The sequence below is a fragment of the Pseudomonas sp. N-1-13 genome (assembly GCF_057787095.1).
Window position 1 is genome coordinate 4362567 of record NZ_JBYNRI010000001.1, and the last position, 25339, is coordinate 4387905.

General features: G+C 60.7%; 24 protein-coding genes. 9 read left to right on the top strand and 15 right to left on the bottom strand.

The window, feature by feature from the left end; translation table 11 throughout:
• Positions 1-83: 83 nt before the first annotated feature.
• From arsC to AC3I65_RS19630, 3 genes are read left to right on the top strand one after another with little or no spacing between them, the layout of a single operon-like run.
• The gene (gene arsC, locus AC3I65_RS19620; protein WP_047228738.1) at positions 84-437 is read left to right on the top strand and encodes an arsenate reductase (glutaredoxin); all 354 of its coding nucleotides are present in this window, start codon (positions 84-86) and stop codon (positions 435-437) included.
• Positions 434-1039, top strand: a complete 606-nt coding sequence (gene wrbA, locus AC3I65_RS19625) for an NAD(P)H:quinone oxidoreductase (RefSeq protein ID WP_047228739.1) — start codon at positions 434-436, stop codon at positions 1037-1039. Before arsC ends, wrbA begins: the two co-directional genes overlap by 4 nt.
• Positions 1032-1457, top strand: coding sequence for a DUF2069 domain-containing protein (locus tag AC3I65_RS19630; RefSeq protein WP_139049364.1), 426 nt, complete (start codon positions 1032-1034; stop codon positions 1455-1457). The genes wrbA and AC3I65_RS19630 overlap by 8 nt, the downstream gene beginning before the upstream one ends.
• A gap of 90 nt (positions 1458-1547) precedes the next feature.
• Here the strand turns inward: AC3I65_RS19630 and AC3I65_RS19635 are convergent, their stop codons facing one another.
• Both AC3I65_RS19635 and ttcA read right to left on the bottom strand, forming a co-directional pair.
• On the bottom strand, positions 1548-2222 hold the full coding sequence (locus AC3I65_RS19635) for a DNA-3-methyladenine glycosylase I (protein ID WP_076383753.1): 675 nt from the start codon (positions 2220-2222) through the stop codon (positions 1548-1550).
• Positions 2223-2303: 81 nt separating this feature from the next.
• Complete coding sequence (gene ttcA / locus AC3I65_RS19640; protein WP_076383752.1) at positions 2304-3128, bottom strand: tRNA 2-thiocytidine(32) synthetase TtcA; 825 nt, start codon at positions 3126-3128, stop codon at positions 2304-2306.
• Positions 3129-3557: 429 nt separating this feature from the next.
• Here ttcA and AC3I65_RS19645 point away from each other — a divergent pair, with 429 nt between their 5' ends.
• Together AC3I65_RS19645 and AC3I65_RS19650 are read left to right on the top strand one after the other, a co-directional pair.
• Positions 3558-4160, top strand: coding sequence for a Yip1 family protein (locus AC3I65_RS19645; RefSeq protein WP_047228743.1), 603 nt, complete (start codon positions 3558-3560; stop codon positions 4158-4160).
• A gap of 174 nt (positions 4161-4334) precedes the next feature.
• Positions 4335-4829, top strand: coding sequence for a SprT family zinc-dependent metalloprotease (locus AC3I65_RS19650; RefSeq protein ID WP_047228744.1), 495 nt, complete (start codon positions 4335-4337; stop codon positions 4827-4829).
• A 120-nt stretch (positions 4830-4949) separates the two neighbouring features.
• On the opposite strand, the gene AC3I65_RS19655 is transcribed toward AC3I65_RS19650, so the two are convergent.
• Positions 4950-6131, bottom strand: coding sequence for a CaiB/BaiF CoA transferase family protein (locus AC3I65_RS19655; RefSeq protein WP_173406652.1), 1182 nt, complete (start codon positions 6129-6131; stop codon positions 4950-4952).
• 169 nt (positions 6132-6300) lie between these two features.
• The gene (locus AC3I65_RS19660) at positions 6301-7635 is read right to left on the bottom strand and encodes a dicarboxylate/amino acid:cation symporter (RefSeq protein ID WP_047228746.1); all 1335 of its coding nucleotides are present in this window, start codon (positions 7633-7635) and stop codon (positions 6301-6303) included.
• 333 nt (positions 7636-7968) lie between these two features.
• Between AC3I65_RS19660 and AC3I65_RS19665 the strand changes: the two genes are divergently transcribed.
• Positions 7969-8967, top strand: a complete 999-nt coding sequence (locus AC3I65_RS19665; RefSeq protein WP_160893169.1) for an AraC family transcriptional regulator — start codon at positions 7969-7971, stop codon at positions 8965-8967.
• A gap of 154 nt (positions 8968-9121) precedes the next feature.
• Here the strand turns inward: AC3I65_RS19665 and AC3I65_RS19670 are convergent, their stop codons facing one another.
• The 3 genes from AC3I65_RS19670 to AC3I65_RS19680 form a co-directional block, all read right to left on the bottom strand.
• On the bottom strand, positions 9122-10468 hold the full coding sequence (locus AC3I65_RS19670) for an ATP-binding protein (RefSeq protein ID WP_188252300.1): 1347 nt from the start codon (positions 10466-10468) through the stop codon (positions 9122-9124).
• Complete coding sequence (locus AC3I65_RS19675) at positions 10465-11142, bottom strand: response regulator (RefSeq protein WP_047228749.1); 678 nt, start codon at positions 11140-11142, stop codon at positions 10465-10467. The genes AC3I65_RS19670 and AC3I65_RS19675 overlap by 4 nt, the downstream gene beginning before the upstream one ends.
• A 107-nt stretch (positions 11143-11249) precedes the next feature.
• Positions 11250-11849 (bottom strand): hypothetical protein, encoded by a 600-nt coding sequence (locus AC3I65_RS19680; protein ID WP_107321731.1) that lies wholly within the window; start codon positions 11847-11849, stop codon positions 11250-11252.
• 153 nt (positions 11850-12002) lie between these two features.
• On the opposite strand from AC3I65_RS19680, the gene AC3I65_RS19685 reads away from it, so the two are divergent.
• Together AC3I65_RS19685 and AC3I65_RS19690 are read left to right on the top strand one after the other, a co-directional pair.
• Entirely contained in the window at positions 12003-12794 is a 792-nt protein-coding gene (locus AC3I65_RS19685) for a dienelactone hydrolase family protein (RefSeq protein ID WP_047228751.1), read from the top strand.
• A 128-nt stretch (positions 12795-12922) separates the two neighbouring features.
• Positions 12923-13648, top strand: coding sequence for a 4'-phosphopantetheinyl transferase family protein (locus tag AC3I65_RS19690; RefSeq protein ID WP_281459913.1), 726 nt, complete (start codon positions 12923-12925; stop codon positions 13646-13648).
• A gap of 113 nt (positions 13649-13761) precedes the next feature.
• Here AC3I65_RS19690 and AC3I65_RS19695 read toward each other — a convergent pair whose 3' ends face one another.
• Both AC3I65_RS19695 and AC3I65_RS19700 read right to left on the bottom strand, forming a co-directional pair.
• Positions 13762-15372 (bottom strand): ATP-binding protein, encoded by a 1611-nt coding sequence (locus tag AC3I65_RS19695; protein WP_047228753.1) that lies wholly within the window; start codon positions 15370-15372, stop codon positions 13762-13764.
• Positions 15369-16091, bottom strand: coding sequence for a response regulator (locus tag AC3I65_RS19700; protein ID WP_173406651.1), 723 nt, complete (start codon positions 16089-16091; stop codon positions 15369-15371). The genes AC3I65_RS19695 and AC3I65_RS19700 overlap by 4 nt, the downstream gene beginning before the upstream one ends.
• A gap of 903 nt (positions 16092-16994) precedes the next feature.
• On the opposite strand from AC3I65_RS19700, the gene AC3I65_RS19705 reads away from it, so the two are divergent.
• A complete protein-coding gene (locus AC3I65_RS19705; protein ID WP_047228755.1) occupies positions 16995-19886 on the top strand; it encodes a ribonucleoside-diphosphate reductase subunit alpha in 2892 nt (963 codons plus the stop codon).
• A gap of 342 nt (positions 19887-20228) precedes the next feature.
• Here the strand turns inward: AC3I65_RS19705 and flgE are convergent, their stop codons facing one another.
• The 6 genes from flgE to AC3I65_RS19735 form a co-directional block, all read right to left on the bottom strand.
• The gene (gene flgE, locus AC3I65_RS19710; protein ID WP_047228756.1) at positions 20229-21530 is read right to left on the bottom strand and encodes a flagellar hook protein FlgE; all 1302 of its coding nucleotides are present in this window, start codon (positions 21528-21530) and stop codon (positions 20229-20231) included.
• 30 nt (positions 21531-21560) lie between these two features.
• Positions 21561-22283 carry a flagellar hook assembly protein FlgD gene (gene flgD, locus AC3I65_RS19715; RefSeq protein WP_047228757.1) on the bottom strand — a complete coding sequence of 241 codons (723 nt, stop codon included), beginning with the start codon at positions 22281-22283 and terminating at the stop codon, positions 21561-21563.
• 15 nt (positions 22284-22298) lie between these two features.
• Positions 22299-22742, bottom strand: coding sequence for a flagellar basal body rod protein FlgC (gene flgC / locus AC3I65_RS19720; protein ID WP_014339780.1), 444 nt, complete (start codon positions 22740-22742; stop codon positions 22299-22301).
• Between the two features lie 3 nt (positions 22743-22745).
• The gene (flgB, locus tag AC3I65_RS19725; RefSeq protein ID WP_047228758.1) at positions 22746-23153 is read right to left on the bottom strand and encodes a flagellar basal body rod protein FlgB; all 408 of its coding nucleotides are present in this window, start codon (positions 23151-23153) and stop codon (positions 22746-22748) included.
• Between the two features lie 355 nt (positions 23154-23508).
• On the bottom strand, positions 23509-24336 hold the full coding sequence (gene cheR / locus AC3I65_RS19730) for a protein-glutamate O-methyltransferase CheR (protein ID WP_047228759.1): 828 nt from the start codon (positions 24334-24336) through the stop codon (positions 23509-23511).
• Between the two features lie 53 nt (positions 24337-24389).
• A complete protein-coding gene (locus tag AC3I65_RS19735; protein ID WP_047228760.1) occupies positions 24390-25316 on the bottom strand; it encodes a chemotaxis protein CheV in 927 nt (308 codons plus the stop codon).
• Between the last annotated feature and the right edge of the window lie 23 nt (positions 25317-25339).

The window sequence follows — 25339 nt, forward strand, 5'->3', positions numbered from 1 at the left end:
TTTTCGAACGCGCCCGTCTCAGGTGCCTGGTACCTCGCGACACAGTAGAATAGCCGCCACCTTACGCAAGATGCGACCCGCTCATGACCGATCTGACGCTATATCACAACCCGCGCTGCTCCAAATCCCGCGGTGCGCTGGAACTGTTGGAGGCCCGTGGCCTGACGCCCACCGTGGTCCGCTACCTGGAAACCCCGCTCGACGCAGCGCAGTTGGAACGCCTGTTGGCCAAGCTCGGCATCACTGCCCGGCAACTGCTGCGCACCGGTGAGGACGAATACAAGACCCTGAACCTGGCCGATGAAAACCTGAGCCAGTCCCAACTGATCGCCGCCATCGCCGCTCACCCCAAACTCATGGAACGACCGATTCTGGAAACCGCTGACAAGGCCGTGATCGGGCGCCCGCCAGAGAAGATCCTGGAGATCCTGCCGTGAGCACACCGTACATTCTGGTGTTGTATTACAGCCGCAGTGGCTCGACCAACGAAATGGCCCGGCAGATCGCCCGGGGCATCGAGCAGGCCGGGCTGGAAGCGCGGTTGCGCACGGTGCCGGCAATTTCCGCCGAGTGCGAAGCGGTATCGCCGGACATTCCCGAACAAGGCCCGCTGTACGCCAGCCTCGATGACCTGAAAAACTGCGCCGGCCTGGCCCTGGGCAGTCCGACCCGTTTCGGCAACATGGCCGCGCCGCTGAAATACTTTCTCGATGGCACCAGCAACCTGTGGCTGACCGGCGCCCTCGTGGGCAAGCCGGCCGGTGTGTTCACTTCCACCGCGAGCCTGCATGGCGGCCAGGAAACCACTTTGCTGTCGATGATGCTGCCGCTGTTGCACCACGGCATGCTGATCACCGGCCTGCCCTACAGCGAGTCAGCCTTGATCGAAACCGAGGGCGGAGGCACGCCGTACGGCCCGAGCCATCACGCCGGGGCCGACGGTAAAAGCGGCTTGAACGAACATGAAGTGGCGCTGTGCCGGGCACTGGGCTTGCGCCTGGCAAAAACCGCCCTACTGCTGGAGAACGGCCGTGGCTAAGAAGCCGAAAATCCTGCCGCCCATTCAGTGGCTGGAACCGCGGGTACGCATCGCCCGGGCCCTGAGCCTGCTGTGCTTTTTCGGGCTGGTGGGGTTGCTCTGTGTGTATTACCTGCTGATCGCCGACCTGCACGGCGCGCGCCCCTGGGTAATTCTGCTGATCGAGCTGGTGCCGCTGCTGATACTGGCGCCAGGCATGATCAGCGGCAGCCCCCGCGGGCATTCGTGGATGTGCTTTGTGGTGAACCTGTACTTCATCAAAGGCGCGCTGGCGGCCTATGACCCGAACCGACAGGTGTTCGGTTTGCTGGAAATGGCGGCGAGCGTGGCGGTGTTCTGCTCGGCGCTGCTGTATGTGCGCTGGCGGTTTCAGTTGAACCGGCGGTTGGCTGGAGAAGGCGAGATTTCCGTCGCCTGATAGATGGCTATCGCGAGCAGGCTCGCTCCCACAGGGGATCTGTGAACGCCACAAATCTCATGTGGGAGCGAGCCTGCTCGCGATGCGGCCTCAATGATTGACGGTATACGCCAGCATCATCGAAATCTGGCTCATGGGCCTTCCACCACTCTCTTCATGCCACTGGTTGAAGGCCTGCTGCACCGTCGCCAGATCCCTCAGGCTGGTGGGAACTTTGTCGATGATGTCCTGCGCATTGAGCGCCGCCACCACGTCATAACTGGGCACAAAAGTGTCCTTGCCCATCATCCGCAGGAAACGCGGAGCCGACAGACCGCCCAGTTGATGGCCGTGCTTTTTCAGGTAGGTCCACAGGCCTACGATGTCGGTCACCGGCCAGTCGGCGATCAGCGCGCCAAAGCTGCCTTTTTCATGGGCCACGTCCAGTATCAATTGCGCGTTGCGCGGCACGCTCTTGAGCTTGCCCAAGTGACGGATGATCCGCGCGTCCTGCATCAGCCGCTCCAGGTGCTCGGCGCTCATCAGCACGACTTTTTCCGGGTCGAACTTGAAAAACACTTCCTCGAACGCCGGCCACTTGGCGTCCACCAGGCTGTGCTTGAGCCCGGCGCGAAACACCCGCAGCGCCATGGTCGAGAGGTAGCGGTCGTCGCTGATCTTGCGCAGTTGGGCCGGGGTCTTGGGAACAGGCAGGTGGGCTTCCAGTTCAGCCGCCGAACCGAAGCGGTTCAGACAATACTCGTGCAGCCACTTGTAATCGCGCATGCCCTCTCCTGGGGTCGGAAATGAAAACGGCGCTCTAAGTGGCCTGGCCACGAGCGCCGTGAATAGGAGCCGCTGAGTTCGTCAGAGGTTCACCACGTTGACGAATCGCGGCGTGGCGCTTTCGTCGATGCGCAGGTTGGTGAAGTCGAACAGGTTACGGTCCGCCAGTTGCGACGGAACGACGTTCTGCAAGCCGCGGAAAATGCTCTCGGTGCGGCCCGGGGTCTTGCGCTCCCACTCCTGCAGCATCTCCTTGACCACCTGGCGTTGCAGGTTTTCCTGGGAGCCGCACAGGTTGCAAGGGATGATCGGGAACTGCTTGAAGTCTGAATAGGCCTGGATGTCTTTCTCGCTGCAGTAGGCCAGCGGGCGGATCACCACGTTGCGCCCGTCATCGGCGCGCAGCTTGGGCGGCATGGCTTTGAGCGAGCCGTTGTAGAACATGTTGAGGAAAAAGGTCTCGACGATGTCGTCGCGGTGGTGCCCCAGGGCCATCTTTGTCGCGCCGATCTGGTCGGCAAAGGTGTAGAGCGTGCCGCGTCGCAGGCGTGAGCACAGCGAGCAAGTGGTCTTGCCTTCCGGGATCAGCTCCTTGACCACCGAATAGGTGTCCTTCTCGACGATGTGATATTCCACGCCCAGCGATTGAAGGTAGGCCGGCAACACATGCTCGGGGAAACCGGGCTGCTTCTGGTCCATGTTCACCGCGACAATGTCGAACTTGATCGGCGCAACCTTCTGCAAATGCATCAGCACATCGAGCAAGGTGTAGCTGTCCTTGCCGCCGGACAGGCAAACCATGACCTTGTCGCCGTCTTCAATCATATTGAAATCAGCGACCGCCTCACCGGCCTGGCGGCGCAGGCGCTTTTGCAGTTTGTTCTGGTTGACCGTAAGAGTGCCCATGACGCGAAATCCGTGAGGTGTGACGAAAGGCCGGCATTTTACGCAAAAAATCCGCCGTCGGCGAAGGCTGATGACATGCCCTTTTGTGGCGAGGGGATTTATCCCCGCTGGGCTGCGAAGCAGCCCCATTATCCAAAGACTACTGCGGGGCATCAGACCGACTCAGAGGGCTGCTGCGCAGCCCAGCGGGGATAAATCCCCTCGCCACAACGCCAGTGTGTTCGTCAAAGACGATGTAGACAGACCCATCGGCGATTAACACCGTCGCCTACAGCGCGATTTGCTCTAAGCCCCCCATCCCCCTGGCGAGAACTCCTTTCTATACTGCGACATAAGGTCGCACACACTTACAGACCTGTACTTACTCGGCCGTTTGGCCCGTAGGCGCTCCGTTGGGGGGCGATGGCAATAACAAAGGAGTGACTGACTATGATCCATCATGTCGTGGGGCTCTTTACCCACCCTGATCAAGAATGGAAAGAAATCCGTGGCGATCAGGAGGAAAGCATCAGCCACATGTACCTCACCCACACGCTGATCCTGGCGGCCATTCCCGCGGTATCGGCGTTTATCGGCACCACGCAGGTGGGATGGGTCATCGGTAATCGGCCTCCGGTGATGCTGACTCAGGAAAGTGCGCTGTGGATGACCATCATGTCGTACCTCGCCATGTTGGGCGGTGTGGCGGTGATGGGCGCCTTCGTGCACTGGATGGCCCGTACCTATGACGCCAACCCGAGCCTGGCGCGCTGCGTCGCATTCGCCACTTACACCGCGACCCCCTTGTTCATCGGCGGCCTGGCGGCGCTCTATCCGCACATGTGGCTGGGGATGATCGTCGGTACGGCAGCGATCTGCTACACCGTCTACCTGCTGTATGTGGGCCTGCCCACTTTCATGAATATTCCTCAGGACGAGGGTTTTCTGTTTTCCAGTTCGGTGCTCGCCGTGGGTCTGGTGGTGCTGGTGGCTATCATGGCGTTTACGGTGATTGTCTGGGGGCTGGGCGTCGGTCCGGTGTATACCAACTGAAGGGTTCGAACCCGCTCAGGGTTCCCTTCTGAAAACAAAGCAATATCTGCCAATACAGGCCGCCGCAAGGCGGCCTTCCTGTGTTTGGCGCTGGCGAAACGACCACTGGGCGTCTGGGCGATTCGCAACGGCCGGCGCTTGCGGCATACTCAAGCCTCTGGAGACCCGTACAGCATGCTTGAGCAACTCAATACCCGCGTCGAAGAGTGTTACCAACAAGCCGAAACCTTTTTCAAACGTCCTTTCAAACGTCCCGTGGTCAGCTTCAAATTGCGTGGCCAGAAGGCCGGTGTCGCGCACCTGCATGAGAATCTGCTGCGCTTCAATCCACAGTTGTACCGGGAAAACGCCGAAGACTTTCTCAAGCAGACCGTCGCCCACGAGGTTGCGCACCTGATTGCCCATCAGCTATTCGGCGAACGCATTCAGCCTCATGGTGAAGAGTGGCAACTGATCATGCGCGGCGTGTACGAACTGCCGCCCAACCGCTGCCATACCTACGAGATCAAGCGCCGCAGCGTGACCCGCTACATCTACAAATGCCCCTGCGACGGCAGCGACTTCCCCTTCTCGGCCCAGCGTCACAGCCTGGTACGTCAGGGGCGCCGCTATTTGTGCCGCAGTTGCCGCAATACCTTGGTGTTCAGTGGCGAGACTCGGGTGGAGTAGCAGGTTTTTGTGGCGTCTGGGCTGGCCCCATCGCGAGCAGGCTCGCTCCCACAGGAATTCTGTGAGTGCTATAGATCCAGTGTGGGAGCGAGCTTGCTCGCGATGAGGCCCGAAAGAACGCTACAAAACCACCCCGGCATCGCGCAGTTGCGCAATCCGCTCAACACTGAACCCCAACTCCCCCAACACCTGATCCGTGTGCGCTCCCAGCCCCGCGCCAATATGCCGAGGCTCGGGCAAGCCCTGCGAGAACTTCAACGGACAGGCCATCTGCGTCTGGCTCGAGCCATCGCCACGAGGCACCTGGGTCACGACGTCCCGGGCCGCTAACTGGGGATGCCTGAGTGTTTCTTCCAGGCTCAGCACCGGTTCGACGCAAGCATCAACCCCTGCAAACAACCGGCACAGCTCAGCGAAATCATGCTTCTGGAATTCAGCCTGCAATTGCTGCTTTAGCTGCCGTTGCTGATCTGGATGGGGCGACAGCCCCTGGGCCGCCAGCTCCGACCGTCCCAGGGTCTCGCACAACGCCTGCATGAAGACCGGCTCCAGGCTGCCCACCGACATCCAACGGCCATCCCGGGTGCGGTAATAGTCATAGAAGCTGCCACCGTTGAGCATCTGGTTTTCCCACTCAGGTGCCACGCCGCAGGCCAGATAACCGGCACCGGCCAAAGCGTTGAGGCTGAACACGCAGTCGGTCATGCTCACGTCCAGATGCTGGCCCTGCCCGGTCTGCTGACGGGCGATCACCGCCGCCAACAGCCCGATCACCCCGTGCAGGGAACCACCGGCGATGTCCGCCGCCTGGATGCCCAGCGGCAATGGCCCGGCGTCGGCACGCCCAGTGTGGCTGGCCAGTCCCGCCAGGGCCAGGTAGTTGATGTCGTGGCCGGCGCGATCCTTGTAGGGACCGGTCTGGCCATAGCCGGTGATGGACACGTAGATCAATCGGGGATTGATCGCCTTCAAGGCTTCGTACCCCAGGCCCAGCCGCTCCATCACACCGGGGCGGAACTGTTCCAGCAGGATGTCGTGGTCGCCCAGCAACTGCTTGATCACCTCCAGCGCCGCCGGCTGCTTGAGGTCCAGGGCCAGGCTGCGCTTGTTGCGGTTGAGGTAGGCATGGCTGGCCGAGACGCCCTGATCATGGGGCGGCAGTATCCGTAACAGATCCGGGCGGGTCGGCGACTCGATGCGCAACACCTCGGCCCCCATGTCCGCCAGCAACAATGAGGCGAACGGGCCGGGCAGCAGGGTCGAGAAGTCCAGAACCTTGAGCGATGCCAGTGGGCCTTGCATGGGCGATCTCCGCGAGGTGATGCCCTCAAGACTAGGCAGGGGTTGGCGGTGGAGCAATTACCGCAGGTGTCAGTCTGGCTGACCATTGCGCTCAGCAACAGCATCCTCGACTGAAAAATCCCTCAAATAAAAAAACCCGCCGAAGCGGGTTTTTTATTGCAGCGAAAGGTTACTTCACAGCAGCAGGGGTTGGGCCTTCGGCCACGCCCAGGTCGTCTTCTTCACGGGTGTCGGAGATGCCGCGACCGCCGGAAGCCAGTTCGCTCTGCAACTGGTCTACGTCCAGTTCCTTGACCCACTTGGCAACCACGATGGTGGCCACAGCATTGCCCACCAGGTTGGTCAGGGCGCGGGCTTCGGACATGAAGCGATCGATACCCAGAATCAGCGCCAAGCCAGCTACCGGCAGATGACCCACAGCCGACAGGGTGGCCGCCAGCACGATGAAGCCGCTACCGGTCACGCCGGCAGCACCTTTGGACGACAGCAGCAGCACCAGCAACAGGGTGATCTGGTGAGTCAGGTCCATCGGCGTGTCAGTGGCCTGGGCGATGAACACCGCAGCCATGGTCAGGTAGATCGAAGTGCCGTCGAGGTTGAACGAGTAGCCGGTCGGGATCACCAGACCCACTACGGATTTCTGCGCGCCCAGACGCTCCATCTTGATCAGCATGCGTGGCAGGGCCGATTCCGACGAGGAAGTACCCAGCACGATCAGCAGTTCTTCACGGATGTAACGGATCAGCTTGACGACACTGAAGCCGTGGGCCCGGCAGATGGCGCCCAGCACCACCAGGACGAACACCACACAGGTGATGTAGAAGCAGATCATCAACTGGCCCAATTGCACCAGCGAACCGACACCGTAGGCGCCGATGGTGAACGCCATGGCACCGAACGCACCGACGGGCGCCAGTTTCATGATCATGTTGATGATGTTGAACATCACGTGGGCGAAGCGATCGATGAAGTCCAGCACCGGCTTGCCGTAGGCACCCAGGCGATGCAGGGCGAAACCGAAGATCACCGAGAACATCAGCACTTGCAGGATATCGCCATTGGCGAACGCGCCGACGATGGTGTTCGGGATCACGTTGAGGATGAAGGCCACGATGCTCTGGTCTTTACCAGCCGAGATGTAACCGGCGATCTTGCTGGTGTCCAGGGTCGTCACATCGATGTGCATGCCGGCGCCCGGTTGCACGACGTTGACCACGACCAGACCGATCAACAGGGCGATCGTGGAGACGATTTCGAAGTACAGCAGCGCGTAGCCACCGGTCTTGCCCACCGACTTCATGTTCTGCATGCCGGCAATACCGCTGACAACGGTACAGAAGATGATGGGAGCGATGACCATTTTGATCAGTTTGATGAATCCGTCACCCAGCGGTTTGAGGGCAACGCCGGTCTGCGGATAGAAGTGGCCGAGCAAAATGCCGATGGCAATGGCTACGATCACCTGGAAATACAGGGATTTGTACAGTGGCTGACGAGTCGTCATGGCAAACCTTCCTCAAGCGTCCCGTGTGACAACATCCACCTGTCGTCCACGAAACCTCAATTGCGAACCCTCCTGCACTGGAGGGATTTGTTTTGGCGGCTGCACGGTGGCAGACCTGCGGATGCCTATCGCAAGGCCCATGCCATTTTCCGGAAAATGCCTACAACCCCTGAGCTACAAGGGCTACACGCGGGTAAACAGACCTGAACAGCCAGACGCAGATGGCGGATTCCCGCCCACAAGGCCGTTCTCGCTCCGGGATTTGGCGGATATCCGCCTTGTCGAGCGCAAGGCCCCTGCTACCATCGGCAGCTCAATAAACGGATTCCTGCCATGCGCCAACGCACCATCGCCAGCCACTTCGCCCGCGCCGCCCTGGGTGGTGCGCGCCGGCAAGGTTTCGATTACGTTCCCTTGTTGCAACAGCTGGGCATCAGCCCCGAGCTGTTGGACGAGCCGCGAGCACGCATAGCACCAGCGCAGTTCGCCAGCCTGTTGCAGGCCCTGCGGCTGGCACTGGGGGACGAGTATCTGGGATTTGGTCTGGCCCCCAGTAAACCCGGGACGTTTGCCATGATGTGTCACGCGTTGATCCACTGCCGGACCCTGGGCAAGGCACTTCAGCGCGGGTTGTTGTTCTACAGCCTCTTCCCCGACGCCCCGAGCCTGACGCTTGAGGCCGAAGGGGAACGGGTGCGTTTGAACCTGGATGAAACGACACTGCGCGACCCCGACCATTTCCTGGCCGAAAGCCTGCTGGTGATCTGGCATCGCCTCGGCAGTTGGCTGATCGGCCAGCGGATCGGTCTGGAACAGGCGACATTCAGCTATGCCAAGCCCGCCCATGGGGCCGAGTACGATCTGTTGTTCCCCTGCCCGCTGGTGTTCCAGGCGCAACGTTGCAGCCTGTTGTTCCACAGTCGTTACCTGGATATGCCGTTGTTGCAGGACGAACGAACCCTCAAACACTTTCTCGAACATTCCCCCGCCGACCTGCTGTCACGCCCTGACGATGGCAACAGCCTGAGCAGCCAGCTACGCCGCCTGCTCAGCCGCGACGCCGCACGCTGGCCGGATCTGGACACCGTCGCCGCCCATCTGCACATCAGTCCGCAGACGTTGCGCCGGCATCTGCGGGAGGAAGGCACCAGCTTCCAGGAACTCAAGGATCAGCTGCGGCGGGATATCGCCATCTACCATCTGGGACGCGCGGACCTGTCGTTGCAGCAGATTGCCGAACAGCTGGGATTCTCTGAACCGTCGGCGTTTCACCGGGCATTCAAGAAATGGACGGGGGTGACGCCGGGGGCTTATCGGGAGCAGGAGAGTTGATGGAGGGGCTGCAGATTTTCAGTGGACACACAACCCGCGCGCCCCTCAGATCAAAATGTGGGAGCTTGGCTTGCCCGCGATGGCGCCCTTGAGACCGCCATCGCGGGCAAGTCATGCTCCCACAGGTCTGATCCCAGCAGGTATCCGTTAGCAGTCAAAGCACCGGAAAATGAATCCGAAATGCCGCCCCGCCCAACTCTGAATCCCCCAGGGTCAACCGGGCGCCGTAGCTTTCGATGATGTCTTTGACCACCGCCAGCCCAATGCCCTGCCCCGGATGCTGGCGATCCAGCCGCTCACCACGCTGCAGAATCCGCGCGCGTTGATCCGGCGGCACACCTGGCCCGTCATCCTCGACACACAATTCAATACCGCCGAGGGTCTGATGCACGCTGATGCGCACCTCGCCCAGGCACAGCCGATAGGCGTTTTCCAACAGATTGCCGAGCATTTCCAGCAAGGCGCCCTGCTCGATCGGCACATGGCACTGCTCCGGCAGATCGAAGCTGACGTGGACGCGCTTGTCGCGATAGACCTTGTCCAGCGTATCGCACAGGCTTTGCAGCACCGGGCGCAAGCGCACCTGATGGCGCACCAGGCCACTTTTGCGCAGGCTGGCGCGCTGCAACTGATAGCCGATCTGCTGGCTCATGCGCTCGATCTGGCTTTGCAGCACCCAGGCCTGTCCACGATCATCGGCGCGCCGGGCCATGTCTTCACTCACGCCTTGCAGCACCGCCAGCGGGGTTTTCAGGCTATGAGCCAAATCATCGAGGGAGTCACGATAGCGGCTGCGCTGCTCCCGCTCGCCATGCAACAGGCGGTTGAGGGAACCGGTCAAGCGCAGCAGCTCCCGGGGGTGCTCGGTGCTGAGACTTTCCCGGCTGCCGCTTTCGATTTCGTCCAGTTCCTGGCTCAGGCGCCTCAACGCGCGAAGTCCCCAGCTCAGGCCAATCCACAACAGGGCCAACAACACTGCCAGCGCAGCACCGAAGCCCAGGTAGAGATTTTCCCGCAGGCCGTCGAGCGTCACTTCGTAATCGCGCACCGGTTGCAGGGTGACGAAACTGAACGCCGCACTCTGGCCACCGAGCAGTTTGACTTCGACGTCGTAGACGAAAAACTCCTGGCCGTTGTCTTCGCGGATACGCGCAAACTGATTGCCCTGGCCGTCGTAGCGCGGCGTGTAATTGATGTTCTCTTCCCGAGTGGCCTTGGACCGCCACACCAAGCGCCCGTCGCGATCATAGATGTAGCCCAGCAGACGGGCATCGGCGAGGTTAAAGCGCTCATCGGGCAATTGCGCCGGCATCTTCAAGCGGTTGTTTTCCACGCGGGCAGCGGAAATGAGCGTGGTCACGTCCGACGCCAGGCGTTGTTCGATGGACTCCTGCAGGGCCAGGCTGAACGCGCCTTGCATGGCCGGCAGCAGTGCCAGCATGAACAACACCGCCAGGGTCATGGCGGCCAGCATCAACCGCAACCGTAGCGAACGAATCACTGGCAACGCTCGTTGAACAGGTAACCCAGGCCACGCACGGTTTCGATCGGTTTGAAGCCGGCCGGGGCTTCCAGTTTGCGCCGCAGACGCCCCACCAGCACTTCGATGACATTGGGGTCACGCTCGTCGTCATCCGGGTAAAGCTGCTCCATCAAGCGGTCCTTGGCGACCACCTGCTGATGATGGCGCATCAGGTATTCAAGGATGCGGTATTCATAGGCCGTCAGCGCCAACGCTTCCTCACCCAGGGACGCTTGCTTGCGATTGAGGTCCAACAGCAACGGACCGGCCACGATGGTCGACTGGGTGAAACCACTGGAACGGCGCAACAACGCGTTCAGGCGGGCCTCCAGCTCTTCGAACTGAAACGGCTTGACCACGTAGTCGTCGGCACCGGCGGCCAGACCTTCGACCTTGTCCTGCCAGTTGCCGCGGGCAGTAAGGATCAGGATCGGGAAGGTCTTGTCCTGGGAGCGCAACCGGCGGATCAGCTCCAGCCCGCTGATGCCCGGCAAGCCCAGGTCGATCACCGCCAGGTCGTGATTGAATTGCGCGACCTGATACAAGGCCTCCTCGGCATTGGCCACGGCCTGCACCACATGGCCGCTGTCGGTCAGACGGGTCTGCAGGTGATGGCGCAGCAAGGCTTCGTCTTCGACGACCAGTAATTTCATGGGGCTCTCCCAGGCAAATCGAACAGTCCAGTCATGCACATCGGTTTACGAGAAGCGGCGCCGGATCGTCTTGGGCCGATCCGGCTGACCACGCTCACCTTCCAGCCTTAGAACGTGTAGTTGGCCGAGAGATAAGTCTGGGCACTGCTGGTCAGGTCCAGCGATCCAACCTTGCCACCTGCGTGGGGGCTCATCTCGGTGCTGGCGTTGCTGCGCAGGTAACGGTAACCCAGTTCCAGCGAGGTGTTTTGTGAAACCTTCTGCAGGATGCCGGCCTGCAAGCCCACGGCGTAGCCGATATCGCTGTCACGGCTATAGCCGGGGGAGTCCTGGGTCAGTTTGGTCAGGCCCGCCGTACCGCCGCCGAACAGCTTGGTGCTGCCGGTGACCGGATAGAACATATCGTAACTGCCCAGCAGGTTTTCCTGGCGCAATTTAATGCCATTGTGAGTGCCCGAAACGTTGTCGTACGTGGCGTAGTAGCGACCCTGGTCGTTTTGCCGGCCCAGTCGGACGCCATAGGTGGTGTCCTTGCCGATGATACCGTCGGCGTTCGGGTGATTGAGGTTAGCGTTCAGCGCGTCGGACTTCTTGACCTTGTCGCTGGTCTGGCCGAGGGTCAGGCTGGCGAAGTTGTCATCGGCGTGGGCCATGGCGCTGGCGCCCAGCACCGTGAAAGCCAACAGCAGAGTTTTCATGTGAGTCATGTTCAAGCTCCTGTGCAACGTGGGTGGTTTGTGAAGTCACAGCCACGTTAACCAACCGTCCCTGAATGGCCCTTGAACGTTCTCTGAACCTGCGCTGAATGAATCGGCTAAAGTGTTCTGTCTCACCCCCTGCACTTATCAAGGAGATCCGTCATGCACAGGTTGCTTGCTGTTGTACTTCTGGCCTTTAGCGCCGCGAGCCACGCCGCCATCCAGACCCAGGAGATTCCCTACACCAGTGCCGACGGCACCAAACTGATGGGTTACTACGCTTACGACGACGCGGTCAAAGGCCCGCGCCCGGGCGTGGTGGTGGTACATGAATGGTGGGGGCTGAACGATTATTCCAAGCGCCGCGCCCGTGACCTCGCGGGCCTGGGCTACAGCGCGCTGGCCATCGACATGTACGGCGACGGCAAGAACACCGAGCACCCCAAGGACGCCATGGCGTTCATGCAGGCGGCTCTCAAGGACGGCAAGGCGGCCAGTGCGCGGTTCCAGGCCGGCCTCGACCTGTTGAAGAAACAACCTCATACCGACCCGGACAAAATCGCCGCCATCGGTTACTGCTTCGGCGGCAAAGTGGTGCTGGATGCGGCGCGCCAGGGTGTTCCACTGGCCGGCGTGGTGAGTTTCCACGGCGCGCTGGTCACCAATACCCCGGCAACACCGGGCAGCGTCAAGGCCAAGGTCCTGGTCGAACATGGCGCGCTGGACAGCATGGTCACCCCGGACAACGTCACCGCGTTCAAGAGCGAAATGGACAAGGCCGGTGCCGACTACACCTTCGTCAACCTTGAAGGCGCCAAGCACGGCTTCAGCAACCCCGACGCCGACCGCCTGGGTCACGGCGAACATGGCGGGCCGGATATTGGCTACAACAAGCAAGCCGATGAAAAGTCCTGGGCGGACATGCAGAAGTTCTTCAAGAAGATTTTTGGCTGAACCCCATCCTTCAGCTGAAACACCCCCCTGTGGCGAGGGAGCAAGCTCCCTCGCCACAAAAGCCTCACCCGCTCACAATCTTTATGCCCCACTACCCAGCCTCAAGCCAACCCGGCAAAATGCCGGGCATGAATGTTCTCCCCGCCCTGCCCGCCTGCTGCACGCCCCTGGACGATCAATGGCTGTTGCCTCAAGTCCTGCCCGATACCCTGCTGCTGAGCACCCGCTTCGATCCGTTGTTGCTAAGCGCTGATGATTTTCCGAACAGTGCCATCGAGCCGCCCGCGAGCATCCAGCGTTCGGTGGCCAAGCGTCAGGCGGAATTTCTTGCCGGGCGGATCTGCGCCCGAGCGGCCCTTCATCAGTTGGACGGCCAGACCTGTGTGCCGGCCATCGGTGACGACCGCGCCCCGGTATGGCCGGCCCATGTCAGTGGCTCGATCACCCACAGCACCGGCCGGGCCGCGGCCATCGTCGCCAGAAAACACCACTGGCAAGGGCTGGGCATGGACCTGGAAAACCTGCTCGATCCCGAGCGGGCCGAGCGCCTGGCCGGTGAAATCCTCACCCCGCCGGAACTGCTGCGCATGGCCGCGACCGCGCAAGATGACCGAGCATTGCTGGTGACCCTGACCTTTTCCGTGAAGGAAAGCCTGTTCAAGGCGCTGTACCCGATCGTCAGGCAGCGCTTTTATTTCGAACATGCCCAAGTGCTGGAATGGACCCACAGCGGACAGGTTCGGCTGCAGTTGCTCACCGACCTGTCGGCCGAGTGGCGTCATGGCAGTGAACTGTCGGCGCAGTTTGGTGTGAAGGATGGGCAGTTGTTGAGTCTGGTGGGGATCAAGGCCTGAGATTTGTCGCGTTTTTCAGGCCCTCATCGCGAGCAGGCTCGCTCCCACAGGAGACTGCATTTCAATGTGGGAGCGAGCCTGCTCGCGATAAGGCCCGCACAGGCGCCACACCTTCAAGACCTGTCCTGATGCCGCGGCCAGCTCAAGCTGAAGCAGGCCCCACCCAGGCTCTTGCTCTTGCCGATCAATGCCCGGCCATCGTGCCAGTGGATGATCCGCCGCACGATCGACAACCCCAACCCATGACCACCTGAAGCACGGGCACGGCTGTCGTCCAGGCGCAGGAAGGGCTTGAAGATCCGCTCCCACGCCGCCTCCGGCACGCCGGGCCCGTCGTCCTCGACGTCCACCCGACAACGCAACTGACCCACCTGGTAACTGACCGTCACCCGGGAGCTGGCGTGACGCATCGCATTGCTCACCAGGTTCTGCAGGGCCCGATGCAGGAAGCGCGGCTCGGCCTCGACCCAGGCGCCATCGCAATCAGCGGCAGACAGGCACAGGCCGCGCTCGACCGTAATCCCGGCCCGAAGCGGTCCCAACTCTTCAATGACCTGATTGACCAGCGCATCCAGATCCACGCGCTGGAAGTTCAGAGCCGGCGATCCCTGCTCCAGTCGCGCATAGGTCAGCATCTCGTCCACCAGCCGATCCAGGTCTTCGATGTCGTGATCCATGCCCGCCAGGTATTTGTCCCGGGCCTGGGGCGTGGTAGCGCTGCCGATCATCTCCAGGCCAAAACGCAGGCGCGCCACCGGGGTGCGCAACTCATGGGACACCGCACGCACCAGCTCCCGCTGAATCGCCAACAACTGCTGCAAGTGTTCGGCCATGCCGTTGAACGCGGCGGCCAATCGCCCTACCGAGTCAGCACCGCGAGCCGGCACCCGGGTTTCCAGGCTGCCCTGGGCGATCTGGGTGGCGGCCGATTCCAGACCACGCAGACGCCGCTCCAACTGGCGCACCAACAGGTAAACGATCAGCCCGATCAGGCTCAACCCCAGCGCCGCGATCAGCACCAGCCACTCAGGCGGATAAGGGTTCATCTGGTACAACGGGCCGATTTCCAGCACCCACGGCGTACCGACCATGCCGGCGAACACCCGGATCGAGTCACCGCCCTTGCCCAGCGCCATGACCGTGTCGCCCTCGGCCACGCGCCGACGCTGGTCTTCGTCCATGTCCGCCTGCGTAATGGGCATCAGCCGCAGGTCAAACCCGAAGCCTTTTTCCTGCTTGAGTTGCGCCAGGCGTTCAGGCTGCTCGGCCACCGGGTAACGCACCAACTCATCGGCCAGCAGGTAGATAGTTGCCCGGGCCAGTTGCTCGCTGATCTGACGGACCTCCCCGACCAGCATCAGTTTTTCAGCGTCGCTGACCAGCCGATAAACTTTCGCCGCATGGGGCCCGGTCTGCTCCACCAGGGCCTGGCCGCGCATGACACGGGTGCGCTGGCCGAGATCCAGATCGGTCTGGGCGTAAGTCTGCAACGCCAGGGGAATGCCCAGCAGGCGTTCCCACACCGCCAGGGCCCGGCGTCGCTCGGTGTCGTTCATGGGCCGCAGATTATCGGCCATCAAGGAAAACGTGCCGTGGGCCAGACGCTCGCGGTACTGCTCACTGCGAGTCTGGTTGAGCAAATGCAGGGCCAGCACGCCGAGTACCGCCACCAGCACCAGGGCCGCGCACATGCCGCCGTAAATGCGCAGGAAGATCGAGTTCACGGCGTCGGGTCTACGCAAGCTTCAGGAACGAACAGATAACCCTTGCTGCGGATGGTCTTGATCAGCCGTGGATGGTCCGGGTCGTCGCCGATCTTGGGACGGATGCGCGAGATGCGCACGTCGATGGAGCGGTCCTGGCCGTCATAACCGATGCCGCGCAGGGCAGTGAAGATTTCTTCCCGGGACAGGATGCGCCCGGCATTGGATACCAGCAGCCACAACAGATCGAACTCGGCACTGGTCAGCTCGATGCCGTTGTCTTGCAGCCAGGCTTCGCGCAAGGCGTTATCCACCACCAGCGGGCCGAATTGCAGACGCCGTGGTTTTTGCGGCGTGGCCGGTTCCGGTTCGCTGCGTCGCAACAGGGCCTGGACGCGGGCCAAGAGCAGGCGTGGCCGCACCGGTTTGCAGACGTAATCGTCGGCGCCCAGGTCCAGGCCCTGTATCTGATCGGTGTCGTCGGTGCGGGCGGTGAGCATCAGGATCGGCCCGTCGTAATGCTCGCGCACCTTGCGGCAGATGCTCAGGCCGTCCTCGCCGGGCAGCATCAGGTCGAGGATCACCAGGTCCGGTTGCTCGGCAATGATCCGCGCCGCCGCCACCGCACCGTTGCCTTCAATGGCCACGCGCAGGCCGTTGCTTTCCAGGTACTCGCGAGTCAGCTCGGCCAGCCGCTGGTCATCCTCGACGATCAATACCTGCCAGGCTTCTTGTTCCACGGGGGGCCTCGTCTTGTTGTGAGAATAAGGAGGGATCGGCATCTAGATGGGCACTATCAGATGAGCACTTACCTGTGGCGAGGGGATTTATCCCCGCTGGGTCGCGAAGCGGCCCCTGCATTCCGTCTGACACACCATAGCCGCCCGTTTCAGGGCTACTCCGCAGCCCAGCGGGGATAAATCCCCTCGCCACAGGGTGGTACCCACTTCGAATGCACCTCCCCCATCTTTTTGTCATGTTAAAGGAGGATAAGCATGCCCATGCACGGGCCGATTGTATAAACGCCGGCCCTGCATAAAACAAGCGGACAAATGCGTTCGGTCGCGCGGGACTTGTATGGTAACGTCCGCGCCCGCAAAAACCATCGGGCTGTTTTCGGATCGTTAAAACGATGAAAAAAGGTCCACTCCAGCAAGGTCGCGGCCTACAGAGCTGTTCCACGTTTCGCACACAAATTACGCACAGGCTTATCCACAGGTAGCACGTTGCATTCATCCCCCAAAACGCATTATCTTGTAGCCCGTCGCGTAAAAAACCCTACATGTAGGGTTTTCGACCAAAAACCAAACACAAGTCGGACAGATAATTCAAGCGCTTTTCTTGCCTTTGTCCGACTGAAACACCGCATTCCCCCAAGACCAGACCGCCCCTTGCGGATGGCCATCGTTTCAAGGTCAAAACGACCAGAACGGTACGGGTGTTGCAGTCCATTGCAGGCACCTCTGCAATCCGGTTTCGAGCCCAGGCTCGAAGCCCAGAACTTCGGAAGGAAGCGGTATTCAGGCCTGCTTCCTACTGTCCCGAAGTTGTTATACCCGGCGCCAGTCGGTTGTAGTGCTTCAGGACGGAACGGTGGGCACCGTGATGGTGCCCAAACAAACATAGAGAATGTGGAGACACCCATGCACACCGACACAACTCGCGAGAACCCGCAGGGCACCGCGCCGCTGGCCGCTGATTCGAACTCGGATCTGGCCGCTACCGCGCCTGGCCAACTGCGTGTGATCAAGCGTAACGGCACTGTCGTTCCTTACACCGATGACAAGATCACCGTCGCCATCACCAAAGCGTTTCTCGCAGTTGAGGGCGGCACCGCCGCCGCTTCGTCGCGCATCCACGACACCGTGGCCCGCCTGACCGAGCAAGTCACCGCAACCTTCAAGCGTCGCATGCCGTCGGGTGGCACCATCCACATCGAAGAAATCCAGGACCAGGTCGAACTGGCCCTGATGCGTGCCGGCGAGCAGAAAGTGGCCCGCGACTATGTGATCTACCGTGATTCGCGCGCCAAGGAACGTGCCACCCGCTCCCCGGCCGACGCACCGGTCCAGGCCCACCCTTCGATCCGCATCGCACGCGCCGACGGCAGCCTCGCGCCGCTGGACATGGGTCGCCTGAACACCATCGTCACCGAAGCCTGCGAAGGCCTGGAAGAAGTCGACGGCGACCTGATCCAGCGCGAAACCCTGAAAAACCTCTATGACGGCGTCGCACTCAAGGACGTCAACACTGCACTGGTGATGACCGCGCGGACCCTGGTGGAACGCGAGCCGAACTACTCCTTCGTGACCGCCCGCCTGCTGATGGACACCCTGCGTGCCGAAGGCCTGAGCTTCCTGGAAGTCGCCGAGAGCGCGACCCACCACGAAATGGTCGACCTGTACGCCAAGGCCTTGCCGGCCTACGTCGCCAAGGGTATCGAATTCGAATTGCTGAACCCGGTACTGGCCGAGTTCGACCTGGAAAAGCTCGGCAAGGCGATCAACCACGAGCGCGACCAGCAGTTCACTTACCTGGGTCTGCAAACCCTGTACGACCGTTACTTCATCCACAAGGACGGTATCCGTTTCGAACTGCCGCAGATTTTCTTCATGCGCGTGGCCATGGGCCTGGCGATCGAAGAGAAGCAGCGTGAAGACCGCGCCATCGAGTTCTACAACCTGTTGTCGTCCTTCGACTACATGGCCTCGACCCCGACGCTGTTCAACGCCGGCACCCTGCGTCCACAACTGTCGAGCTGCTACCTGACCACCGTGCCGGATGACCTGTCGGGCATCTATGGCGCCATCCACGACAACGCCATGCTGTCCAAATTTGCCGGCGGCCTGGGCAACGACTGGACCCCGGTTCGCGCATTGGGCTCGTACATCAAGGGCACCAACGGCAAATCCCAGGGCGTCGTACCGTTCCTCAAGGTAGTCAACGACACCGCGGTCGCGGTCAACCAGGGCGGCAAGCGCAAAGGCGCGGTGTGTGCCTACCTGGAAACCTGGCACATGGACATCGAAGAGTTCATCGAGCTGCGCAAGAACACCGGTGATGACCGTCGTCGTACCCACGACATGAACACCGCCAACTGGATCCCTGACCTGTTCATGAAGCGCGTCTTCGACGACGGCAAGTGGACCCTGTTCTCGCCATCCGAAGTTCCAGACCTGCATGACCTGACCGGCAAGGCTTTCGAAGAGCGCTACGAGTATTACGAAGCCCTGACCGAGTACAACAAGATCAAGCTGTTCAAAGTCGTCCAGGCCAAAGACCTGTGGCGCAAGATGCTGTCGATGCTGTTCGAAACCGGCCACCCATGGCTGACCTTCAAGGACCCGTGCAACCTGCGCAGCCCGCAGCAGCACGTGGGCGTGGTCCACAGCTCGAACCTGTGCACCGAGATCACCTTGAACACCAACAAGGACGAGATCGCCGTCTGCAACCTGGGCTCGATCAACCTGCCGAACCACATCGTCGATGGCAAGCTGGACACCGCCAAGCTGCAACGCACCGTGAACACCGCCGTGCGCATGCTCGACAACGTGATCGACATCAATTACTACTCGGTGCCGCAGGCGAAGAACTCCAACTTCAAGCACCGTCCGGTCGGCCTGGGCATCATGGGCTTCCAAGACGCCTTGTACCTGCAGCACATCCCGTACGGTTCGGACGCTGCGGTCGAGTTCGCCGACAAGTCCATGGAAGCGGTCAGCTACTACGCGATCCAGGCTTCCTGCGACCTGGCCGACGAGCGCGGCTCGTACGAGACGTTCCAGGGTTCGCTGTGGTCCAAGGGCGTGTTGCCGCTGGACTCGCAACAGATCCTGATCGAACAGCGTGGCCAGAAGTACATCGACGTTGACCTGAACGAATCCCTGGACTGGGCACCGGTTCGCGCCCGTGTACAGAAAGGCATCCGTAACTCCAACATCATGGCCATCGCTCCGACCGCCACCATCGCCAACATCACTGGCGTGTCGCAGTCGATCGAACCGACCTACCAGAACCTGTATGTGAAATCGAACCTGTCGGGCGAGTTCACCGTGATCAACCCGTACCTGGTTCGCGACCTCAAGGCCCGCGGCCTGTGGGACTCGGTCATGATCAACGACCTGAAGTACTACGATGGTTCGGTACAGCAGATCGAGCGCATCCCGCAGGAGCTCAAGGAGCTCTACGCCACCGCGTTCGAAGTGGACACCAAGTGGATCGTCGACGCGGCCAGCCGTCGCCAGAAGTGGATCGACCAGGCTCAGTCGCTGAACCTGTACATCGCCGGTGCCTCGGGCAAGAAGCTGGACGTGACCTACCGCATGGCCTGGTACCGTGGTCTGAAAACCACCTACTACCTCCGTGCCCTGGCCGCCACCAGCACCGAGAAGTCGACCATCAACACCGGCAAGCTGAACGCTGTTTCCAGCGGCGGCAACCACGGTGACGATTCGGTCCTGGCGGCTCCAGCCGGCCCGGCACCCGTGCCAAAGGCCTGCGCGATCGATGAGCCGGATTGCGAAGCTTGCCAATAAGCTGAGTGGGTGGGCGCTGCAAGGCGCTTGCTAAAGAAGCCCCCGATAGACCGCTGGTTTATTGGGGGTTTTCTTTTGCCTTGAGAAAAGTAGCGACTGGGCTGACCCCATCGCGAGCAGGCTCGCTCCCACATATGTTCCGGTTCGTTCGCAAGATTTGCGCTCACTGAAAATCCCTGTGGGAGCGGCTTTGGTTCAGCCAGTGACCACATTGGAATGCGTCCACCTGTGGGAGCGAGCCTGCTCGCGATGAGGCCGGGACAGCCCCCCCGAAAACACCCACCCACAAAAAAGCCCCTCTTGCGAGGGGCTTCTTGTGCAGCGTTCAAGCGACCTTCGATATCAAGCCATCTGAATGATGGTCTGCATGATGGTGCTCTGGGTGGAGATGGTCTTGGCGTTCGCCTGGTAGTTGCTCTGGGCCTTGATCAGCTCGACCAGTTCATTGGTCAGGTTGACGTTGGACTCTTCCAGGGAGTTGGAGACGATCGAACCCAGGGTGCCGGTTTCCGGAGCATCGTAGCCCGGGATACCCGAGGCGAAGGTTTCTTTCCAGCCGCTGCCGCCTACCGGTTGCAGGCCTTGCTCGTTGGTGAAGCTGGCAAGGGCGAGCTGACCGATCGGCTTGGTCTGGTTGTTGCTGAAGTTGGCCAGCAGTACACCGCTACCGTCGATGGTCAGGTTGGTGATCTGGCCAGTGGCGTAGCCGTTCTGGGCAGGAATCGAACGCGCGGTGTCGGCGTTGAACTGGGTGGTGTTGGCCATGGAGACGGTGATAGTCGACGAACCGGCGCCGTTGGCGGTCCACACACCGTTGGTCACGGTGCCAGGCACCCAGCCAGTGAGTACCAGATCGTTGTTGATGGTCGCAGGCGGGGTGCTGACCTGGACCAACTTGCCATTCGAGTCAAAGGTCATCGTCGAAGGAACGGGGGCGTTCGGCGCAACCGGCGCACTGCCATTGAGGTTACGGCCATCGATCAGGGTGTAGACATCCCACGTGTTGGCGCCAGTCTTGACCATGTACTGGTCCATCGAGTGCTGGTTGCCCTGGGTATCGTAGACAGGGGTGGTGAATTGCTTGGTGAACGTGGCGGTATCGGTTGGATCGAATACGTAGGGAGCCGCCTGGGAAATCGGCGTTGCCGTCGAATTCAGGTTAATCGTCGACGAAACCAGGCTGGTCGCTTGCGGCGGCAGGTTGGAAGTGTCGATACGCAGGTCGGTCAGAATACCGTTGAGGATGTTGCCATTGGCATCCACGCCATAGCCCTGCAAACGCGCAGTGCCATCGCTGTTGGTGATGAAACCTTCCTTGTCGGTCTTGAACGTACCGGCACGGGTGTAGCTCAGGGAACCGTCGTTGCTCAGGACAAAGAAGCCCGAACCCTGGATGCCCATGTCCAGCACGTTGCCGGTGTTGTTGACGTCACCCTGGCTGAACTGCTGGGAGACGTTGGCCAGGCGCACGCCGTTACCGACGGTCTTGGTGCCGCTGCCCAGCCTGGTGGCCGAGTAGACGTCTTCGAATTCCGCACGGGACGATTTGAAACCGGTGGTCGCCACGTTGGCGATGTTGTTGCCGGTCACGTCCAGGTGCTTGTTGGCTGCATAGAGACCGCTAAGGCCGATGTTGAAAGACATGTTGCACTCCTTTTGCCGGTTTAGTCGGCTCTACATACCAATAGTTTGTACTTTGGACAGGGCGATGCTGCCCAGCCCGGCCAGGTTGAGCATCAGCTCACCGCCCGTCTGGCTGATCGTCACGCTGCTGACGGTCGCCGGCAGGTTGGTGATCAGCGACACGGGCTTATCGTCGATAGTGGTCGAAGCGGTGAAGGTGTAAGTACCCGACTCAAGGGTGGTGCCCGCATCGTTCTTGCCATCCCAGATGAAGGCCGAATTACCGGCATTCTGGCTGCCCAGCTCGATCGTACGAACGGTCTTGCCGTCCTTGTCCGCGATCTTGATCGCGAGCGAGGACACCGAGGCTGGTACCACCACCGTGCCGTTGAGGCTCTTGGAGGTATCGACCACAGCCTTGTTACCCGGGGCTATGACCGAACGGCCCACCAGTGACGAGGCTTGCAGGGCCTGGGACGAGTTGTAGTTGCCGGCAATACCGCTCACGGTTTCGTTGAGTGTGGTGATGCCTTCCAGGCTGCTGAATTGCGCCAACTGGGCAACGAACTCGCCGTTATCCTGCGGCTCCAGCGGGTTCTGGTTTTTCAGCTGGGTGACCAGCAATTGCAGGAACGCATCCTTGCCCAGTTCCTTGGAACCGGTAGCCGCATTCGTCGCCGAGGCCAGGCCATCGGTGGTGGTGTTGGTCTTGACCGAGGAGTTGGCCAGAATCTCGTTGAGGCTCAAACCACTGGTGGTGTTGGTGACGCTCATGTGACTCGCCCCTTATCACTGACCGAGGGTCAGGACCTTCTGCATCATGGTTTTGGCGGTGTTCATCATTTCGACGTTGGTCTGGAACGAACGACTGGCGGAAATCATGTCGGCCATTTCTTCAACGACGTTCACGTTCGGGTAATAGACGTAGCCCTTGGCGTCGGCGGCCGGGTGGTTCGGCTCGTAGCGTGCGTCGAGGTTGCTCTGGTCTTCGACCACGCCGAGCACCTGCACACCCTGCCCTGCGGCGTCCTGCTCCTGGAACAGCGAGTCGCTGCCGCCGGATTGGCCGCCCTGGAACATGGTGGCGAACACCGGGTGACGGGCACGGTAGGTCTGGTCGATGCTCGACGACACGGTCTCGGCGTTGGCGATGTTACTGGCAACGGTGTTCAGACGCGTGGTCTGAGCACTCATGGCGCTGCCGGCAATGTTGAATACGCTCGCAATCGACATGACTTACTCTCCGCGCAGGGCCGATACCAGCCCTTTGAATTTGCTATTGAGCAGGGTGAAGCTGGCCTGGAAGTTCACGGAGTTTTCCGTGTAGTTGGACTGTTCCAGTTGAGCGTCCACGGTGTTCTGGTCGATCGAAGGCTGCATCGGCGTGCGGTACATCAGCGACTCATCGGCATTGCCCAGACCTTCGGCTTCGATGTGACGGCTGTTGGTCATGTTCAGGGCGAAGTGGCCGTTCTTGGCTTTCTCGTTCTGCTCGGCGAGCACTTTGGAGAAGTCCAGGTCCCGAGCCTTGAAGTTCGGGGTGTCGGCGTTGGCGATGTTGTTGGCCAGGACTTCGGCACGCTGGGCGCGGAAGCTCAGGGCCTTTTCGTGGATGCCGAGCGCTTTATCGAAACTGATGCTCATGTTGGAAACCTTCGGGTGACCAGAATTTACGTACGATGGACATAGCAAGCGTCGTGCCACTTTCAAAAAGCCCATAAACCGGGGCTTTGCGGGCATCGGCAAAGCGGCAATGCCAGAAAAGCGGCAATCGGTTTCCGCTGGCTGCCGCTTTTCTGCCGCTTCTGCGACACCGACGACCTTGTGGGAGCGAGCCTGCTCGCGATAACGGTGGGTCAGTCACCATGGATATCGCCTGTGATACCGCTATCGCGAGCAGGCTCGCTCCCACAAGGGGATAGGGGTGACAGGGAAAAATCAGCAGGCAAAAAAAACGGGAGCCTTTGCGGACTCCCGTTTTTTTGCCAACCCAAGCAAATCACTTCGCCTGATAGATGATCCCTGGACTGCACTGCACCATTTGGTAGTGGTCCGGCAAACCGTTCAATGCCTCGGAGGCGCCGAGGAACAGGTAGCCGCCCGGTTTGAGCGTGCTGTGGATGCGCAGCAGGATGTCTTTTTTCACTTCGGCAGAGAAGTAGATCAGCACGTTGCGGCAGAACACGATGTCGAACTTGCCCAGGCTGGCGTAGCTGTCCAGCAGGTTGAACGAACGGAACTCCACGCGGCTCTTGATCGGCGCCTTGACCACCCATTTACCCGGCCCTTTGGGGTCGAAGTAGCGTTGCAGGCGATCAGGCGACAGGCCGCGGCCGATGGCCAGGCTGTCGTATTCGCCGGTCTTGCAGTTATTGAGCATCGTCCCGGACAAATCGGTGGCGACGATTTGCACGCCCATTTTCAGCTGGCCGATATTGGTCCGCTCGAACTCATCGATGGACATCGACAGCGAATAGGGTTCCTGTCCCGACGAACAGGCCGCCGACCAGATCCGCAAGCGTTGCCCCGGACTGGCCTTGATGGCCGCCGGCAGCACCCTGTTCTTCAACACCTCGAACGGATAGGTGTCGCGAAACCACAGGGTTTCGTTGGTGGTCATGGCATCCACCACCATCTCGCGCAACCCACTGCGCGGCTGGGTCTGGATGCGCTGGACCAGTTCGCCCAACGATTTCAGGCCCTGTTGCTCCATCAACTTATTGAGACGGCTCGACACCAGGTATTGCTTGTTTTCACCAAGCAAAATGCCACAGGCTTTTTCCAGGAAGACCCGGAACTGTTCGAAATCCAAATTACCCGTAGACAAAATACCGCCTCTTTCATCGTATTGACTTGCCGGGCGCACAACGCGCCCGACCTTTATTCTGCAGCCTTGATGCGCTCGACTACCCGGGAAGCCAGGTCATCGGGCCGGAACTTGGCCAGGAAATCATCGGCCCCCACCTTCTTGACCATCGCCTGGTTGAAAACACCGGACAACGAGGTGTGCAAGACAATATGCAGCTTTTGCATGCGCGGGTCGTTGCGGATTTCCGACGTCAGGGTGTACCCGTCCATCTCCGGCATTTCAATGTCGGAGATCATCATCAGAAACTCCTCTTCCGGCTTCTTGCCCTCTTCCACCAGCTTGCGCAGGTAATCCAGGGCCTGGCGTCCGTCGTTCAACGCTACCACTTCGACACCGACCGTTTGTAGACAACGGGTCACCTGCTTACGTGCCACCGAAGAATCATCAACCGTCAGGACCCGCAGCGAAATCGCCTTGTGCTGGGTTTCGGCGTCGACCACCCCCACGGAAATCGTTTCCGGGGTCGGTGCCACTTCGGCGAGGATTTTCTCCACGTCGATGATTTCCACCAACTGGTTATCGACCCGGGTCACCGCCGTGAGGTAGTGATCGCGACCGGTGCCCTTGGGCGGCGGATGGATCTCTTCCCAGTTCATGTTGACGATGCGCTCCACCGAGCGCACCAGGAAGCCCTGGGTCTTGGTGTTGTACTCGGTGATGATCACGAACGGATTGCTCTGATCCAGAAGCCGCCCCGAACCGGTCGCCATCGCCAGATCGAGAATCGGGATGGTCGCTCCGCGGATATTGGCCACACCGCACACGACGGGGCTGGACTTGGGCATCAGGGTCAGCTTCGGGCACTGGAGCACCTCGCGGACCTTGAATACGTTGATCCCGTACATCTGTTGGCCGTCGAGACGGAACAACAACAGCTCCAGGCGATTCTGACCGACCAGCTGAGTGCGCTGGTTTACCGAATCCATTACTCCCGCCATGCCCTGACTCCTACCTAACGCTA

Coding starts and splice junctions, on each gene's coding strand:
- arsC (WP_047228738.1), top strand. CDS start 84: ATGACCGATCTGACGCTATATCACAACCCGCGCTGCTCCAAATCCCGC.
- AC3I65_RS19735 (WP_047228760.1), bottom strand. CDS start 25,316: ATGGCGGGAGTAATGGATTCGGTAAACCAGCGCACTCAGCTGGTCGGT.
- flgC (WP_014339780.1), bottom strand. CDS start 22,742: ATGTCGATTGCGAGCGTATTCAACATTGCCGGCAGCGCCATGAGTGCT.
- AC3I65_RS19665 (WP_160893169.1), top strand. CDS start 7,969: ATGCGCCAACGCACCATCGCCAGCCACTTCGCCCGCGCCGCCCTGGGT.
- AC3I65_RS19680 (WP_107321731.1), bottom strand. CDS start 11,849: ATGACTCACATGAAAACTCTGCTGTTGGCTTTCACGGTGCTGGGCGCC.
- AC3I65_RS19660 (WP_047228746.1), bottom strand. CDS start 7,635: ATGACGACTCGTCAGCCACTGTACAAATCCCTGTATTTCCAGGTGATC.
- AC3I65_RS19690 (WP_281459913.1), top strand. CDS start 12,923: ATGAATGTTCTCCCCGCCCTGCCCGCCTGCTGCACGCCCCTGGACGAT.
- AC3I65_RS19705 (WP_047228755.1), top strand. CDS start 16,995: ATGCACACCGACACAACTCGCGAGAACCCGCAGGGCACCGCGCCGCTG.
- flgE (WP_047228756.1), bottom strand. CDS start 21,530: ATGTCTTTCAACATCGGCCTTAGCGGTCTCTATGCAGCCAACAAGCAC.
- AC3I65_RS19655 (WP_173406652.1), bottom strand. CDS start 6,131: ATGCAAGGCCCACTGGCATCGCTCAAGGTTCTGGACTTCTCGACCCTG.
- flgB (WP_047228758.1), bottom strand. CDS start 23,153: ATGAGCATCAGTTTCGATAAAGCGCTCGGCATCCACGAAAAGGCCCTG.
- AC3I65_RS19675 (WP_047228749.1), bottom strand. CDS start 11,142: ATGAAATTACTGGTCGTCGAAGACGAAGCCTTGCTGCGCCATCACCTG.
- flgD (WP_047228757.1), bottom strand. CDS start 22,283: ATGAGCGTCACCAACACCACCAGTGGTTTGAGCCTCAACGAGATTCTG.
- AC3I65_RS19635 (WP_076383753.1), bottom strand. CDS start 2,222: ATGCGCGATTACAAGTGGCTGCACGAGTATTGTCTGAACCGCTTCGGT.
- AC3I65_RS19645 (WP_047228743.1), top strand. CDS start 3,558: ATGATCCATCATGTCGTGGGGCTCTTTACCCACCCTGATCAAGAATGG.
- AC3I65_RS19685 (WP_047228751.1), top strand. CDS start 12,003: ATGCACAGGTTGCTTGCTGTTGTACTTCTGGCCTTTAGCGCCGCGAGC.
- ttcA (WP_076383752.1), bottom strand. CDS start 3,128: ATGGGCACTCTTACGGTCAACCAGAACAAACTGCAAAAGCGCCTGCGC.
- AC3I65_RS19650 (WP_047228744.1), top strand. CDS start 4,335: ATGCTTGAGCAACTCAATACCCGCGTCGAAGAGTGTTACCAACAAGCC.